Source organism: Bradyrhizobium australafricanum (assembly GCF_020329495.1).
Lineage (GTDB): Bacteria > Pseudomonadota > Alphaproteobacteria > Rhizobiales > Xanthobacteraceae > Bradyrhizobium > Bradyrhizobium australafricanum.
Genome location: NZ_JAGKJL010000006.1, coordinates 79,712 through 94,592, shown reverse-complemented (window position 1 = coordinate 94,592; position 14,881 = coordinate 79,712). Strand labels below are relative to the sequence as shown.

Here is a 14,881-nt window from a genome sequence, read left to right as displayed (position 1 = left end):
AGGAGTCTTTTATTTGACGCGTTTTCTTCACGCGAACCGGTGTCCACTTCGCTTGAAAACGCTTTGTTAGACGTGAACTGCGGTGCGAACGCGGCCGACATTGCCGAACACGCGCAAATAGCGCTCGACCTCTGTGGGGATGCCGGTCGCCTTCTCCGGATTGTCGGAGAGTTTCACGGCCGGGCGTCCGTCGACCGACGTCACCTTGCAGACGATCGAGATCGGATCGAGCTCGGCGGTGCCATCGGGTGCGCAGCCGACGAAATCGTTGGTGAGGTTGGTGCCCCAGCCGAAGCTGACGCGCACGCGTCCCTTGAAATGGTGGAACGTCTCCTCGATCGAGCCGACATCCATCGCGTCGGAGAACACCAGCAGCTTCTCCTTGGGATCGCGGCCCTTCTGCTTCCACCATTTGATGATCTCTTCGCCGGCCGTGATCGGCGGCGCGCTGTCGGGTCGAAAGCCGGTCCAGTCGGCGACCCAATCGGGCGCGTCGCGCAGGAACGGTTTTGTCCCGAAGGCATCAGGCAGCGCGATCAAGAGGTTGCCGCCATAGGTGTGGCGCCATTGGTCGAGGATGCGATAGGGTGCCCAGCGCAGCGCCTCGTCGTCATTGGCGAGCGCGGCGGCGACCATCGGCAGCTCATGCGCGTTGGTGCCGATCGCCTCGAGGTCGTTGTCCATCGCGAGCAGCACGTTCGACGTGCCGGTGAAGGAGGGACCGAGGCCTTCCTTCACTGCCTCGACGCACCAGCGCTGCCAGAGGAAGCCATGGCGGCGGCGTGTGCCGAAATCGGACAGCCGCAAGCCGTCCAGCTTGCGCAGCCGCTCGACCTTGGCCCACAGCTTGGCCTTGGCGCGGGCGTAGAGCACGTCGAGCGCGAAGCGGCCGTAGGTCTTGGTCGCCGCGCGCGAGCGCAGCTCGTTGAGGATCGCGAGCGCCGGGATCTCCCACATCGTGGTGTGGGTCCACGGCCCGTGGAAATGCAGCTCGTACTGGCCGTCGACCTTGTGCAGCTCGTATTCGGGCAGCCGGAAGTTCGACAGCCAGTTGATGAAGTCGGGCGAGAACATCTGGGTCTTGCCGTAGAACGTGTTGCCGGCGAGCCAGATCAGCTCCTTCTTGGTGAAACGGATGGTGCGGGCGTGGTCGAGCTGGGCGCGCAGCTCGGCCTCGTCGATGACCTCGGCGAGCCGGATATGGGTCGAGCGGTTGATCACCGAAAAGGTCGTGCGGGTGTCCGGATAGCATTCCCGGATCATCTGCTGCATCAACAGCTTGTAGAAATCGGTGTCCAGCAGGCTGCGCACGATCGGGTCGAGCCGCCAGCCGTGGTTGTAGGTCCGGGTCGCGATATCTGTCACGGTCATGCCGGAACCTTAGCCTGCCGGGCGCCGCCCGCCCAGTGGGTATCGGGCGGAACATGGCAGGTCAGCGCGCTATGGTCTGCCGTATACGGCCGACGGTGGCGGCGACATCGGCCCAGGCCGGCTTGTCAGGGGCAAATTGCCGCCGCAGGAAGCTGACGAGCTCGGCGACCTGGCCGTCGCTCATGCTGTCCTTGAACGCCGGCATGTAGCCCAGATCGGTCACGGCCGGCTTGGCGATGCCGTGCAGGATCACCTGGATCAGATTGTCGGGCGCGTCGCTGTGCAGATTGCTGTTGAGCGCCAGCGACGGCCGGCTGCCGAACAGCGGCGGGCCGCCGACCTCATGGCAGACCGCGCAGGCGCCTTGATAGATCCGGCCTCCCGCCGAGGCCGCGGTGGTGACGACGGTGCCGGTTTCGAGCTTAGCGGCCAAGGCATCGTGCGCCGGCTGGTCGGCGCCGTCGTTGAACGAGGCGAGGTAGACCGCCATTGCACGAATGTCCTGGTCGGGCAGCGCGGCGAGCTCCTGCACGACCGGCGCCATCGGTCCCGCGGCGACGCCGTGCAGGCGCGACTCGCCGGTGCGCAGATAGGCGTAGAGCTCGTCCTCGCTCCAGGGGATCGGCGCCTTCGACAGCGACGTCAGCGCCGGCGCCTCCCAGCCCTCGGCGAAGCCGCCGGCGAGATAGGCGCGCTGCCGTTCGGCGCCGAGCGCATTGCGCGGCGAGTGGCAGGCGCTGCAATGGCCGAGCCCTTCGATCAGATAGGCGCCGCGATTCCATATCGCTGACTTCGATGGATCGGGCTGGAACGCCTGCGCCTGATGGAACAGCGCATTCCATCCGGCGAGCAGCGGCCGCAGGTTGAACGGATAGGCGAGCGCGTTGGCCGGCGTCTCGGCGTGCACCGGCGTCTGCGCCATCAGATAGGCATAGAGCGCCTGCAGGTCGGCATCACTGGTCCTGGCGAAGTGCGTGTACGGGAACGCCGGATAGAGATGGCGTCCGTCGCGATGGATGCCCTCGCGCATCGCGCGCTCGAAGGCGGGATAGGACCAGGCGCCGATGCCGGTGTCGACGTCGGGCGTGATGTTGGTGGTGAAGATGGTGCCGAACGGCGTCTCCAGCGGCCGGCCGCCGGCGTTCGAAGCGCCATGCTCCGACGTATGGCAGACGGCGCAGGCGCCGAGCGCTGCAAGCTCCTTGCCGCGGGCGATCGTCGCAGCGGAATAGACCGAGGCGTCGGGCCGGGCGATCGGCGCGATCGCGCGCCACGGCAGCACGGCCGCGCCGATGCCGATCGCGGCTGCGCACATCGCTGCAATGCCGGCAAGCACCCCGCCGCGTTTTGCAAACGGATTCTGCCACCTGTTGAGATCAGCCGTCTGCGCAGGCGGCGGGAGCGGGGCGGGCGCGACCGGCTGCTCGCCGCGCAATCCCTTCAGGATGCGTTCCGGTGTGAAGGGCAATTCGCGGAAGCGGACGCCGGTCGCGTCGTAGATCGCATTGGCGATCGCGGCGGCGCTCGGCACCGAGGCGGACTCGCCGACGCCGAGCGGCGGTTGATCCTGCCGCGGCAGCATCAGCACATCGATCTTCGGCAGCTCGGGGAATTTGATGATGGGGTAGGCGCCCCATTCCCGCGCGGTCACCGCGCCGCGCTCGAAGGACACTTCCTCCATCAGCGCGCGGCTGGTCGACTGGATGATGTTGCCTTCGATCTGGTGCCGCACGCCCTCCGGATTGATCATCAATCCGGAATCCTGGCCGGCGACGACGCGTGTCACGCTGACATCGCCGGTCGCCTTGTTGACAGCGACGTCGGCGATCCAGGCCGACCACGCCGCGCCGTAACCGGGAAACTTGCTGTGCACGTAGAGCGCATAGGCAAAGCCGCGACCGCGCACGATATCGCCATCCGCCTCCGGCTCTTTCCACACCGGGCGCGGCGTCCAGCCGGCGCGCTCGGCAACGGCATTGACGAGATCGATCGCGCGCTTGTCCCTGAGATAGCGCAGCCGGTATTCGATCGGATCGACCTTCGCCTCCGCCGCAAGCTCGTCGATGTAGGATTCATGCGCAAAGGTATTCGGCAGCGCCGAGACGCCGCGAAACCAGGACGCGCGCACGATCGGCGGCATGTCGTTGGCGATCACGCGCATGTTCTCGTAGTCGTAGGGCGGGATCGCGGTGCGGTCGCCCATCTCGAACACCGCGGCTTCAGGCGCGATCCGCCCTGTGAGCAGCAGTGCCAATGTCGGCGCGCCGTTCGAGGGATAGCGCGTGGCAAAATCGTAAGCGGCGACGCTGCCGTCGGCGTTGAGCCCGCCATTGACGTCCATCAGCTGCGCGGTGCCCTTCGGTTCCCAGGCATGCTCCTGCTCGCGGGTGAGCTGCACGCGCACCGGACGGCCGACCGCGCGCGACAGCAGCAGCGCATCGGCGGAGACATCGTCGGCGCAGTTGCGACCGTAGCAGCCGGCCGCCTCCATCCGGATCACGTCGATCTCGGACTCGGGCCGCTGGATCAGCAGCGCGAGGTCGCCGCGCAGGATGTGCGGGTTCTGCGTGCCGGACCAGACCCGGATCGCTCCCTCGCTGCAGTCGGCGACCGCGCAGGACGGACCGATCGAGCCGTGCATCTGGTAGGGCCAGAGATAGCTCCGCTGCATCGGCTTGGCGGCCGCCTTGAGCGCGGCGTCGACGTCGCCCTTGTCGATCAGTTGGCGCGGCGTCGAGGGATTGGCGCGCAGCGCCTTCTCCACGTCGGCAAGATCGGTCAGCGCCGGTCCGGGCTTCCAGCTCACCGTGAGCTGCGCGGCAGCCTTGATCGCATTCTCCTCGCGCTCGGCAACGACGCCGACGAAATCGCCGATCCGCACCACGGCGACGAGGCCTGGAATATCCCGCACCGACGCTTCATCGATCGCGATCAGGCTGGTGCCGACGAACGGGCCGGCATCGACGCCGGCGTAAGGCGGGCGGACGACACGGCCGTGCAGCATGCCGGGCACGCGCACATCGTGGACATAGACGAGCTCGCCGGTAGCCTTCGCCGGCACGTCGACGCGCGGCACCGACTTACCGACGACCGAATAGGCGCTCACCGCCTTGACCGGAACCTCGTCGGCGAGATCGAGCCGGATGGTCTCGTCCGCGATCAACTCGCCATAGCTGATGCTGCGGTTGTCGTGACCGCGGATCAGGCCGTCCTCGATCGTGAGGTCAACAGCCGGCAGCTCAAGCCGCTCGGCCGCGCGTGCGACCAAGAAGTGCCGCGCTTGCGCGGCGGCCTTGCGCAGGGGAACGGCGGTGATCTGGATGGTCTCGCTCGCGATCGTCGCGCCCTGGTTCGGCACCACGGCGGTGTCGCCGAGGATCACGACGACGCGGGCAAAGGAGACGTCGAGCTCTTCGGCAACGATCTGTCCGAGCGCGGTGCGGATGCCGGTGCCGAGATCGACATGGCCGTTGTATGCGTTGACCGTGCCGTCGGCCGTGATGGTGATGAAGGTCTCGGACGCGCCTTCCGCGCCCAGCACCGCGGGGCGGACGACCGACAGCGAGCCGCGCTGGCGTTGCTCGGGAGCCCGTGCGTCGACCATCAATCGCGCGCCTCGAGCGCGTGGCCGGCCGCACGCATCGCGGCGCGGATGATCTCGATATGCGCGCCGCAGCGGCAGAGGTTGTAGCGCAGCGCTTCCAGCACCTCGTGCTCGGACGGATTGGGATTGCGCGTCAGCAAGGCCTTGGTGGTGATGATCATGCCGTTGAGGCAATAGCCGCATTGCGCGGCCTGTTCGTGGATGAAGGCATCTTGCACCGGATCGGGATGCTCGCGGCTGCCGAGGCCTTCGAGCGTGACGATGTTGCGGTCCGCACAGCCTTCGATCGGAAGCACGCAGGCACGCGCAGCGACGCCGTCGATCAGCACCGCGCAGGCGCCGCACTCGCCGAGCCCGCAGCCGTATTTCGGTCCGTTCAATTCGAGGTCGTTGCGCAGCACGTAAAGCAATGCGGTGTCGGGAGCGGCGTCGACATCATGATTCCTGCCGTTCACGGTCAGGCGCATTGCCCCGGTTCTCCCTGATGTTTTGCGCTGCAACGCCAGCGTCGGATCGCCGGCGAGGATAACGTTTGTATACAAACGTGCAAGCGGCGGCATGCCGCGCTGCAGCGCGTGCCAGCTTTATGAACAGGGTGCGCAAGCGAAGGGCAGGGTTTGATTGCAAAGGCCGCTTGACAGCTCCCGGGCTCGCGCGCAGGATCATTCGTATACGAACGATATGCATGGGAGGCGGAAGCGCAGTATGATCGACCGCCGCCACAAGTCCAGGCTTGGTCACGATGGCTGACACAATGACCGTCGCCGCCGGCGACAAGATCCGCTGCGATGCCTGTCCGGTGATGTGTTACATCAAGCCGGGCGCGGCCGGCGCCTGCGACCGCTATGCCAATCATGACGGCACGCTGGTGCGCGTCGATCCGCACGTCGTGCTGGAGCGCACCGTGTCGCATGGCGGCAAGCTGGTTCCGTTCCAGGTGGGCGGCGACTGGGACGGCAAGATCGTCCGCCAGCCCGAACTGTTCGTCACCGCGATCGGCGCAGGAACAACCTATCCGGATTACAAGCCGGCGCCCTTCATCGTGTCGTCGGAGGTCGACGGCGTCGACATGGTCACCGTGGTGACTGAAGGCATTTTCTCGTATTGCGGCGTCAAGGTGAAGATCGACACCGACCGCTACCTCGGCCCGGAAACCGCGACCGTGCGCGCGGACGGTGAGGCGGTCGGCCATGTCACGACCAGCGAATATGGCTCGCAGATGCTCTCGCTCGGCGGGGTGCATCATTTGACCGGCGGCTCCAAGAAGGAAGGCCGCGTCACCTGCGACACGCTGATGGATCTCTCCAACTGCAAGGCGGTCGAGTTGACCATCGACGGCGGCGCCACCGTCGTGGTGCAGGCCGGCAGGCCGCCGATCGTCAATGGTGTGGCAGAAGAGCGCATGCGGGTCGGCTGTGGCTCGGCGACGATCGGCATGTTCGCCAAGCAATGGCACGGCAAGGTCGATGAGGTCGTGGTGGTCGACGATCACATCACCGGCGTGCTCAGCGAGCACCAGGCCGGCAAGCTGCTCGACATCGCCGACACCGGGATCAAGATGAAGGGGCGGCGCTCGACGCCGGGCCGCTATTTCCAGGTCGCCGATCCCGGCACCGGATGGGGCGGCACCAACATCTCCGATCCGCTGTCGATCCTCGGCCCCTTCAATGCCAAGGAGGCGCGGCCGGGGCTCACCATGCTGATGGTCTCGACCACCGGCGAGCATGCGTCCTATTACGTGCTCGACGAGGCGTTGAAGCCGGTCGAGACCGAGATGCCCGCCGATCTCAGATTTTCGGTCCAGCGCATCCAGGAGAATTGCGAGCCGGCGCTGTGCACCGTGCTGTTCATGGGCGGCGCGGGCGGATCGTTGCGCGCCGGCGTCACCGATAATCCGGTGCGGCTGACCCGTTCGGTCAAGGACGCGCTGACGCGGGTGACCAGCGGCGGCGCGCCGGTCTATGTCTGGCCGGGCGGGGGCATTACCTACATGGTCGATGTCACGCAGATGCCGGCCGGTGCCTTCGGCTATGTGCCGACCCCGGCACTGGTGGCGCCGATTGAATTCACGATGCGCAGGTCCGATTATGCGGCGCTGGGCGGTCACATGGACTATGTCCGGCCGCTGTCGTCACTGCGGGACAGCGCTGAGGTCCGGCCGATGCCCGGGCGGCGCGCATGACTAGGCTTCCGCAAATCGCGCTTCTTCCTGACGGCAAGCGGCTGCATTTGCAGGACGGTCCGATTGATCTGGTCATCGAGGCGAAGGGCAGGGACGACGACGTCAGCGCCGCCTATCGAGCGGCGGCCGAGCGCTTCACCGGTTTGCTCGACGAGCTATGCGCGGAACTCACCGAGCTGCGCAGTGCAGCCGATCCGCATCGTTGCGTGTTGAGAGGCGTGGTCGCGCGGCGCATGCATGCGGCGGTCGCGCCGTTTGCCGCCGATTGCTTCATCACGCCGATGGCAGCGGTCGCGGGCTCGGTCGCCGAGGAAATTTTGGGCGCGATGCTTGAGGCCGCGCCGCTCGATCGCGCCTATGTCAACAATGGCGGCGACATTGCCCTGCATCTCGGCGACGGCGAACAATTCGCCGTCGGCCTGATGGATCGGCCGGACCGCCACGGCGTGATGCGCGCCATGACGGTCGATGCCGAGATGCCGGTTCGCGGCATCGCGACCAGCGGCCGGCACGGCCGCAGCTTTTCGCTCGGCATCGCCGATGCCGTCACCGTACTGGCGCGGACGGCGTCGCAGGCGGATGCCGCGGCGACCGTGATCGCCAATGCGGTCGATCTGCCCAATCATCCCGCGATTCTGCGCGTTCCAGCGAACGAACTGCAACCGGACAGTGATCTCGGCGCACGGCTGGTGACGCGCGATGTCGGGCGGCTGGCGGAACACGAGGTCGAGCAGGCACTCGAGGCGGGGGCGGCGCGGGCGCGCGACCTCCTGATGTCGGGATTGATCGAGGGCGCGGCATTGCGTCTACTGGGCGAAACGCGGCTTGTCGGTGCAACTGGGATTGGGGCGCCGGCGTCGCACGCGTTTCAGGGACAAACGATAGAACACATGCTGCGGGCATGACTGGAAGCGAGGCAAGATGAGCGCCGTCATTCGCAAGATCGTCACCGTGGTCGAGGAGACCCATCTGGAGATGGGCAAGACCATCGCACCGCCGACAAGGCGTGCCGCCGCCATCGCCGTGATCGAAAACCCCTTTGCCGGCCGCTATGTCGAGGATCTGTCGCCGCTGATCGCGATCGGCGAGGAACTTGGCGAACTGCTCTCGAAGCGGGCCGTCGCCGCGCTCGGCATCGACGGCGCCAAGGCGCACAGCTACGGCAAGGCCGCCGCCGTCGGCGAGAATGGCGAGCTCGAACATGCGGCGGCGATCCTGCATCCGAAGATGGGTGCGCCGGTGCGCAAGGTGCTTTCGAAAGGCGCGGCGCTGATCCCCTCGTCGAAAAAGCGCTCGGGGCCCGGCACCACGCTGGATATTCCGCTCGGGCACAAGGACGCGGCTTTCGTGCGCAGCCATTTCGACGGTATGGAAGTGCAGATCAACGACGCGCCGCGGGCCAACGAGATCATGGTCGCGGTCGCGGTGACCGACAGCGGGCGGCCGCTGCCGCGCGTCGGCGGGCTGACGGTCGGCGAGATCAAGGGCGAAGACGGATTGCGATAATCTCTTTGAAGAAAAACTGGAGGACGGGATGCGTGGTTATTTCATAGGGGCGGGATTGGCGATCGCGGTCGCGACCATGGCAACGAGCGCCATGACAACGCAGGCCTTGGCGCAGAGCGAAATCAAGATCGGCGAGATCAACAGTTACTCGCTGCTGCCGGCGTTCACCGAGCCCTATCGCAAGGGCTGGCAGCTCGCGGTGGAAGAGATCAATGCCGCCGGCGGCATTGGCGGCAAGAAGCTCGTTGTCGTTTCCAAGGACGACGGCGGCAAGCCTGCGGATGCGCAGACCGCGGCGAACGAGCTGGTGTCGAGCGAGAACGTCGCGATGCTCACCGGCACGTTCCTCTCCAATATCGGCCTTGCGGTTTCTGACTTCGCCAACCAGAAGAAGGTGTTTTTCCTTGCGGCTGAGCCTTTGACCGACGCGATCACGTGGTCGAAAGGCAACCGCTACACGTTCCGCCTGCGTCCGTCGAACTACATGCAGGCGGCAATGCTGGTGGAAGAAGCCGCAAAACTGCCTGCAAAACGCTGGGCGACGATCGCGCCGAACTATGAATACGGCCAGTCGGCGGTCGCGGTGTTCAAGAAGCTGATGTCGGCGAAACGGCCTGACATCCAGTGGGTCGACGAGCAGTGGCCGCCACAGGGCAAGATCGACGCCGGCCCAGTGGTGCAGGCGGTTGCCGCGGCGAACCCGGAAGCGATCCTCAACGTCACCTTCGGCGCCGACCTCGTCAAGCTCGTGCGCGAAGGCAACACCCGCGGCCTGTTCAAGGGCCGCACCGTGGTGAGCTTCCTGACCGGCGAGCCGGAATACCTCGATCCGCTCAAGGACGAGACGCCGGAAGGCTGGATCGTCACCGGCTATCCCTGGTACGCGATCAAGACGCCGGAGCATGACGCATTCCTGAAGGCCTACCAGGCCAAGTACAACGACTATCCGCGGCTCGGCTCGATCGTCGGCTACCAGACCATTAAGGCGGCGGCGGCGATCCTCGCCAAGGCCGGCTCGAGCGATCCAGAGAAGCTGATCGCGGCGGCGGAAGGCATCTCGATGCCGTCGCCGTTCGGCGAGATCACCTTCCGCAAGATCGATCACCAGTCGACGCTGGGCGCCTTCACCGGCAAGACTGCGCTGAAGGACGGCAAGGGCATCATGGTCGACACCGCCTATCGCAAGGGCTCGGACTATCTGCCCAGCGATGCCGAGATCGAGAAGCTGCGGCCGAAGGATTGAACTGCAACCTTCTCCCTCGCCCCGCTCTTGCGGGGAGAGACTTGAACTTCTCCCTCTCCCCGTTCTTACGGGGAGAGGGGTGGGGTGAGGGGCTATTTCCGCGAACGAGCGCGCGGAGAGTCCCCCTCACCCGAATTCAAGCTGGCGCTTGAATTCGACCTCTCCCCGCAGGCGGGGCGAGGTGAACGGAAACTCCAACGCGGACCGCCCATGGCCTTCTACGTCGTCCAGTTCCTGACCGGTCTTGCCAGCGCGGCGTCGCTGTTCCTGGTCGCTTCGGGTCTGTCGATCATCTTCGGCGTGACGCGGATCGTGAATTTCGCGCATGGCGCGTTCTACATGCTCGGCGCCTATGTCGCCTTTACCCTGACCGAGCGCTTCTCGGGCGCGTTCGGGTTCTGGGGCGGCATCGTCGTTGCCGCGCTGGCCGTGGCCGCCATCGGCGTGCTGGTCGAGATGGTGCTGCTGCGCCGGATCTACCATTCGCCGGAGCTGTTCCAGTTGCTCGCCACCTTCGGCCTGACGCTGATGGTCGAGGATCTCGTGGTGCTGATCTGGGGCCCGGACGATCTGGTCGGCCGTCGCGCGCCCGGCTTCAAGGGCGCGATCGATTTCTTCGGCCAGAATATTCCAAGCTATGATCTGTTCCTGATCGTGCTCGGGCCGGTCGTGCTCGGCGTGCTCTGGCTGTTGTTCCAGCGCACCCGCTGGGGCGTGCTGGTGCGCGCGGCGACGCAGGACCGCGACATGGTCGCGGCGCTCGGCGTCAATCAGAAATGGCTGTTCACCAGCGTGTTCGCGCTCGGCGTCTTCCTCGCCGCGCTCGGCGGCGCGCTGCAGATTCCGCGCGATGCGGTCAATCATGCGATGGATCTGCGCGTCATCGTCGAGGTCTTCGTCGTGGTCGTGATCGGCGGCCTCGGCAGCATCATCGGTGCGTTCGTCGCGGCGGTGCTGGTGTCGGAGCTCAACGCCTTCGGCATCCTGATCTTCCCGAAGATCTCCATCATCCTGGTGTTCCTGGTGATGGCGGTGGTGCTGATCGTCCGGCCGTGGGGGCTGTTCGGCAAGCCGGAGGCGCCGGCACGGCGCACGCCGGGGCTGACCGTCAATCCGTGGCGGCCGCTGACGATGAACGAGCGGTTGGCCGCGATTGCCGTGCTCGTGCTCGCCGCCGCGCTGCCGTTCGTCGCCGGCAATTACGTGCTCACGGTCGGCTCGGAGATCGCGATCTTCGTGATCTTCGCGGCCAGCCTGCACTTTCTGATGTCGGTCGGTGGGCTCGCGTCGTTCGGCCACGCCGCCTATTTCGGCCTCGGCGCCTATGGCGTAGCGCTGCTCGCCAAGATGGCCGGCCTGCCGATGATCGCCTGCCTGCTGCTCGGGCCGCTGCTCGGGCTCGCCGGCGCCGCCGTGTTCGGCTTCTTCGCGGTGCAGCTCGCCGGGGTCTATTTCGCGATGCTGACCTTGGCCTTTGCCCAGATCGTCTGGTCGATCGCGTTCCAGTGGGTGTCGGTCACCGGCGGCGATAACGGCATCCTCGGGGTCTGGCCGGAAAAATGGGCGGCGAGCCCGTCGCATTTCTACTGGCTGTCGCTCGGCATCGCCGCGCTCGCGGTGGTGATCCTCCGCATCATCGTGTTCTCGCCGTTCGGCTTTGCGCTGCGCGCGACGCGCGATTCGCCGCTGCGGAGCGAAGCCATCGGCATCGACGGCAAGCGCATCCAGTGGACCGCCTTCGTGATCGCGGGCACAGTCGCCGGCCTGGCCGGCGCGCTGTTCGCCTATCTCAAGGGCAGCGTGTTCCCCGACAATATGGGCATCTCGCTGTCGGTCGATGCGCTGGTCATGGTGCTGCTCGGCGGCGTCGAGACGGTGTCGGGCGCGGTGGTCGGCGCCATCGTCTACAAGGCGCTCAACATCTGGCTGGTCAGCCAGACCGATTGGTCAAAACTCGTGCTCGGCGCTTTCGTGGTGCTGATCGTGGTCGCGTTCCCGAAGGGCATCGTCGGCACGCTGGAAGCCTTCATGCATCGCCGGCGCAAATCCTCGTCGTCGGTATCGCCCCTGCTGACCTCCCGCATCGAGAGCGCCGAATGAGCATGGTTCCCACATTGCTGTCGGTCGAGGGGCTGACCAAATCCTATGGCGGCGTGCATGCCGTGCGCGGCGTCTCCTTCGAGCTGGGTGCCGGCGAGATTTTGGCGCTGATCGGGCCGAACGGCGCGGGCAAGAGCACCTGCTTCGACATGCTCAACGGCCAGAACATTCCCGACAGCGGCCGCATTCGCGTGCTGGGCGCGGAGACCACGGGCAAGAAGCCGCGCGTGATCTGGCGCATGGGCGTCGGCCGCACCTTCCAGATCGCGGCGACATTCCCCACCATGACGGTACGCGAAAACGTGCAGGTCACGCTGGTCTCGCATGGCGGGCAATTGTTCAACCTGTGGGCCTCGACCGCCCGCCACGCGCGCGACGAGGCCGGGCGGCTGCTCGATCTGGTCGGCATGGGTGCCTATGTGGAGCGGCCCTGCGGCGAGCTCGCCTATGGCGACGTCAAGCGGCTCGAGCTTGCGATCGCGCTCGCCAACCAGCCGAAGCTGCTCTTGATGGACGAGCCGACCGCCGGCATGGCGCCGCGCGAGCGCGTCGAGCTGATGCGGCTGACGGCTCGGATCGCGCGCGAGCAGTCGATCGGCGTGCTGTTCACCGAGCACGACATGGACGTGGTGTTCGAGCATGCCGACCGCATCCTGGTGCTGAACCGCGGCAGCCTGATCGCCGAAGGTTCGCCCGAAGAGGTGCGCGGCAATGCCCAGGTGCGGGCGATCTATCTCGGCGAGGGCCTCGTCTACGATGCGCGGCACCGCGAGGGAGCATCGGCATGAAGCTGACGGTAAAGGATCTCAACAGCTTCTACGGCCCGGCGCATATCCTGTTCGACATCGCACTCGAGGTCGGCGAGGGCGAGGTGGTCGCCTTGCTCGGGCGCAACGGCGCCGGCAAATCGACCACGTTCCGCTCCATCGTCGGCCTGGTCGAGAACCGCTCCGGCCGCGTGATGTTCGAGGGCCGGGACGTCTCCGATTTGCCGACGCATGCGATCGTGCGGGGCGGGCTCGGCTATGTCCCGGAGGAGCGGCGCATCTTCACGGATTTGACGGTCGAGGAGAATCTTGAGGTCGGCCGTCAGCCGAAGCGGGCAGGCGCGCCGCAATGGGATCGCGAAAAACTGTTCAAGCTATTCCCGAACCTCGGCGAGATGCGCGGCCGGCCCGGCGGACGCATGAGCGGCGGCGAGCAGCAGATGCTGACGATCGCGCGCACGCTGATGGGCAATCCGTCGCTGGTGCTGCTCGATGAGCCCTCGGAGGGGCTGTCGCCGAAAATCGTCGAGCAGATGGTCGATGCGATCCTGGCGATGAAGAAAGAGGGCGTTAGCATCGTCGTCTCCGAGCAGAATTTGCATTTCGCCCGGCTGATCTCGGATCGCGCCTATATCATCGAGCGCGGCCGGATCTGTTTCGGCGGCACTATGGCGGAGCTCGATGCGCGTCCGGATATCCGGGACGCGCATCTGTCGCTGTAAGGGCGGAGTGGACAATGGCGAGGAGTGCGGCACCGAAGCGAAACGGGAAGGCGACGAAGCCGGGATATGTGCTGGACGAGCAGATCGGCTTCATCCTGCGCCAGGTGTCGCAGCGCCACGCCGTGATCTTCGCCCGCGAGATCGGCATCAATCTGACGCCGACACAGTGGGCGGCGCTGTCGAAGCTGTCCGAGGTCGGCGCCTGCTCGCAGAACCAGCTCGGGCGGCTGACCTCGATGGACGTTGCGACCATCAAGGGCGTGATCGATCGCCTGACCGCGCGCGGCCTGACCGAGACCTCGCCGGATCCCGACGACGGCCGCCGTCTACTGGTGAGCCTGACGCGCGCCGGCCAGCAGATGGCCGACAAGGCCGCGCCCAATGCGCTGGTGATCTCCAGGGAGACGCTGGCGCCGCTCGATGCCAAGGAGCGCGAGACGCTGATCGCGCTGCTCGGCAAGCTCCGCTGACGCAAATCTAACACCGTCACCCTGAGGAGGTCGCGAAGCGACCGTCTCGAAGGGTCGACGGCCCGGCTTTCGCCGCGCAGATATCGCCGGGCCGTTCACCCTTCGAGGCACGCTGCGCGTGCACCTCAGGATGACGGGTCACTCATGGCGCATTACCTCGCAACCTTACCTACGGGCAGCGTGCCGCGCCCGCACTACGTTGCAAGACCAAGCACCAGCGCAACGACACCCACCAGCACCAGGCTGAGGGCCCAAACCGTGTCCAGATTGAACCAGCTCCGGGATACGAATTTGAGGCCGAGGTAGCGGTAGACCAGCCACGCCAGGCATCCGCCGGCCGCGATCATCGCGCCGGCATGGACGACGGAGACCAGTACGGCCATCGTGAGGCTGGTATCGATCAGGCTGTTGGCAGCCGCATGGCCTTGGTCCGCTTCAGCCTCGCGGCACAGCCCCAGATAGATCGGCACCAGCATCAGCGCCGCGCCATGCGCGATCGCCACGGCGAACGACCACAAAGCGAGTTGCGTCGGCGGTATCCGCGCCAGGGCGCGCGGATGGCGTCGGTCGATCAGCCGGTAGACGCCGAACAGGATGACGAGCAGGCTCGCGCCGATCCGGATCGTGCGCTGCCATTCGACGAGGGTGATCAAGAGCGCGAACGGAAGGATCACCAGCAGCATCGCCAGCAAATGACCGATCGCGAGCGGGCCAAGCGCGGTCACCAGCGCGCGCGAACTCCTCTGCATCAATCCCGCAGAAACCGCGAGCGGCCAGCCCATGCCCGGGTTGATCCCGTGGTAGAGGCCGCTCGCAATGACCGCCAGCCACAGCCAGGCCGGAGTCCAGTCGGCCGGGCTCACGTCAAGGCCTTTTCCGTTCCGATCGAATCGGAACGGGCTCTGGATTCTTGTTT

12 protein-coding genes are annotated in these 14,881 nt (G+C 66.2%); 8 read left to right on the top strand and 4 right to left on the bottom strand.

Going from position 1 to position 14,881, the window contains the following annotated elements:
• Positions 1-66 precede the first annotated feature (66 nt).
• The 3 genes from pncB to J6525_RS07780 all read right to left on the bottom strand — a co-directional run bounded on the left by pncB (position 67) and on the right by J6525_RS07780 (position 5,442).
• Positions 67-1,371 (bottom strand): nicotinate phosphoribosyltransferase, encoded by a 1,305-nt coding sequence (gene pncB / locus J6525_RS07790; protein ID WP_092082610.1) that lies wholly within the window; start codon positions 1,369-1,371, stop codon positions 67-69.
• Between the two features lie 61 nt (positions 1,372-1,432).
• Positions 1,433-4,975 carry a molybdopterin cofactor-binding domain-containing protein gene (locus J6525_RS07785; protein ID WP_225643384.1) on the bottom strand — a complete coding sequence of 1,181 codons (3,543 nt, stop codon included), beginning with the start codon at positions 4,973-4,975 and terminating at the stop codon, positions 1,433-1,435.
• Positions 4,975-5,442 (bottom strand): (2Fe-2S)-binding protein, encoded by a 468-nt coding sequence (locus J6525_RS07780; RefSeq protein WP_225643382.1) that lies wholly within the window; start codon positions 5,440-5,442, stop codon positions 4,975-4,977. Before J6525_RS07780 ends, J6525_RS07785 begins: the two co-directional genes overlap by 1 nt.
• Positions 5,443-5,717: 275 nt before the next feature.
• Here J6525_RS07780 and J6525_RS07775 point away from each other — a divergent pair, with 275 nt between their 5' ends.
• The 8 genes from J6525_RS07775 to J6525_RS07740 all read left to right on the top strand — a co-directional run bounded on the left by J6525_RS07775 (position 5,718) and on the right by J6525_RS07740 (position 13,965).
• Positions 5,718-7,157, top strand: coding sequence for a 6-hydroxynicotinate reductase (locus J6525_RS07775; RefSeq protein ID WP_225643380.1), 1,440 nt, complete (start codon positions 5,718-5,720; stop codon positions 7,155-7,157).
• Complete coding sequence (locus J6525_RS07770) at positions 7,154-8,062, top strand: UPF0280 family protein (RefSeq protein WP_225643379.1); 909 nt, start codon at positions 7,154-7,156, stop codon at positions 8,060-8,062. The genes J6525_RS07775 and J6525_RS07770 overlap by 4 nt, the downstream gene beginning before the upstream one ends.
• A gap of 16 nt (positions 8,063-8,078) precedes the next feature.
• Complete coding sequence (locus J6525_RS07765; RefSeq protein WP_016842455.1) at positions 8,079-8,663, top strand: amino acid synthesis family protein; 585 nt, start codon at positions 8,079-8,081, stop codon at positions 8,661-8,663.
• Between the two features lie 28 nt (positions 8,664-8,691).
• On the top strand, positions 8,692-9,906 hold the full coding sequence (locus J6525_RS07760; protein WP_225643377.1) for an ABC transporter substrate-binding protein: 1,215 nt from the start codon (positions 8,692-8,694) through the stop codon (positions 9,904-9,906).
• A 210-nt stretch (positions 9,907-10,116) separates the two neighbouring features.
• A complete protein-coding gene (locus tag J6525_RS07755; RefSeq protein ID WP_225643375.1) occupies positions 10,117-12,006 on the top strand; it encodes an ABC transporter permease in 1,890 nt (629 codons plus the stop codon).
• Positions 12,003-12,794, top strand: a complete 792-nt coding sequence (locus J6525_RS07750) for an ABC transporter ATP-binding protein (protein WP_225643373.1) — start codon at positions 12,003-12,005, stop codon at positions 12,792-12,794. Before J6525_RS07755 ends, J6525_RS07750 begins: the two co-directional genes overlap by 4 nt.
• Positions 12,791-13,495: an ABC transporter ATP-binding protein gene (locus J6525_RS07745; RefSeq protein ID WP_038383941.1), complete on the top strand. Its 705-nt coding sequence runs from the start codon at positions 12,791-12,793 to the stop codon at positions 13,493-13,495. Before J6525_RS07750 ends, J6525_RS07745 begins: the two co-directional genes overlap by 4 nt.
• Before the next feature lie 14 nt (positions 13,496-13,509).
• The gene (locus J6525_RS07740; RefSeq protein WP_050385140.1) at positions 13,510-13,965 is read left to right on the top strand and encodes a MarR family winged helix-turn-helix transcriptional regulator; all 456 of its coding nucleotides are present in this window, start codon (positions 13,510-13,512) and stop codon (positions 13,963-13,965) included.
• Between the two features lie 194 nt (positions 13,966-14,159).
• On the opposite strand, the gene J6525_RS07735 is transcribed toward J6525_RS07740, so the two are convergent.
• A complete protein-coding gene (locus J6525_RS07735) occupies positions 14,160-14,828 on the bottom strand; it encodes a hypothetical protein (RefSeq protein WP_225643371.1) in 669 nt (222 codons plus the stop codon).
• Between the last annotated feature and the right edge of the window lie 53 nt (positions 14,829-14,881).

Excerpts from the sequence above, each read along its gene's own strand:
- J6525_RS07780 (WP_225643382.1), bottom strand. The coding sequence starts at position 5,442 with ATGCGCCTGACCGTGAACGGCAGGAATCATGATGTCGACGCCGCTCCC.
- J6525_RS07760 (WP_225643377.1), top strand. The coding sequence starts at position 8,692 with ATGCGTGGTTATTTCATAGGGGCGGGATTGGCGATCGCGGTCGCGACC.
- J6525_RS07770 (WP_225643379.1), top strand. The coding sequence starts at position 7,154 with ATGACTAGGCTTCCGCAAATCGCGCTTCTTCCTGACGGCAAGCGGCTG.
- J6525_RS07775 (WP_225643380.1), top strand. The coding sequence starts at position 5,718 with ATGGCTGACACAATGACCGTCGCCGCCGGCGACAAGATCCGCTGCGAT.
- J6525_RS07750 (WP_225643373.1), top strand. The coding sequence starts at position 12,003 with ATGAGCATGGTTCCCACATTGCTGTCGGTCGAGGGGCTGACCAAATCC.
- J6525_RS07785 (WP_225643384.1), bottom strand. The coding sequence starts at position 4,975 with ATGGTCGACGCACGGGCTCCCGAGCAACGCCAGCGCGGCTCGCTGTCG.
- J6525_RS07740 (WP_050385140.1), top strand. The coding sequence starts at position 13,510 with ATGGCGAGGAGTGCGGCACCGAAGCGAAACGGGAAGGCGACGAAGCCG.
- J6525_RS07755 (WP_225643375.1), top strand. The coding sequence starts at position 10,117 with ATGGCCTTCTACGTCGTCCAGTTCCTGACCGGTCTTGCCAGCGCGGCG.
- J6525_RS07745 (WP_038383941.1), top strand. The coding sequence starts at position 12,791 with ATGAAGCTGACGGTAAAGGATCTCAACAGCTTCTACGGCCCGGCGCAT.
- J6525_RS07765 (WP_016842455.1), top strand. The coding sequence starts at position 8,079 with ATGAGCGCCGTCATTCGCAAGATCGTCACCGTGGTCGAGGAGACCCAT.
- pncB (WP_092082610.1), bottom strand. The coding sequence starts at position 1,371 with ATGACCGTGACAGATATCGCGACCCGGACCTACAACCACGGCTGGCGG.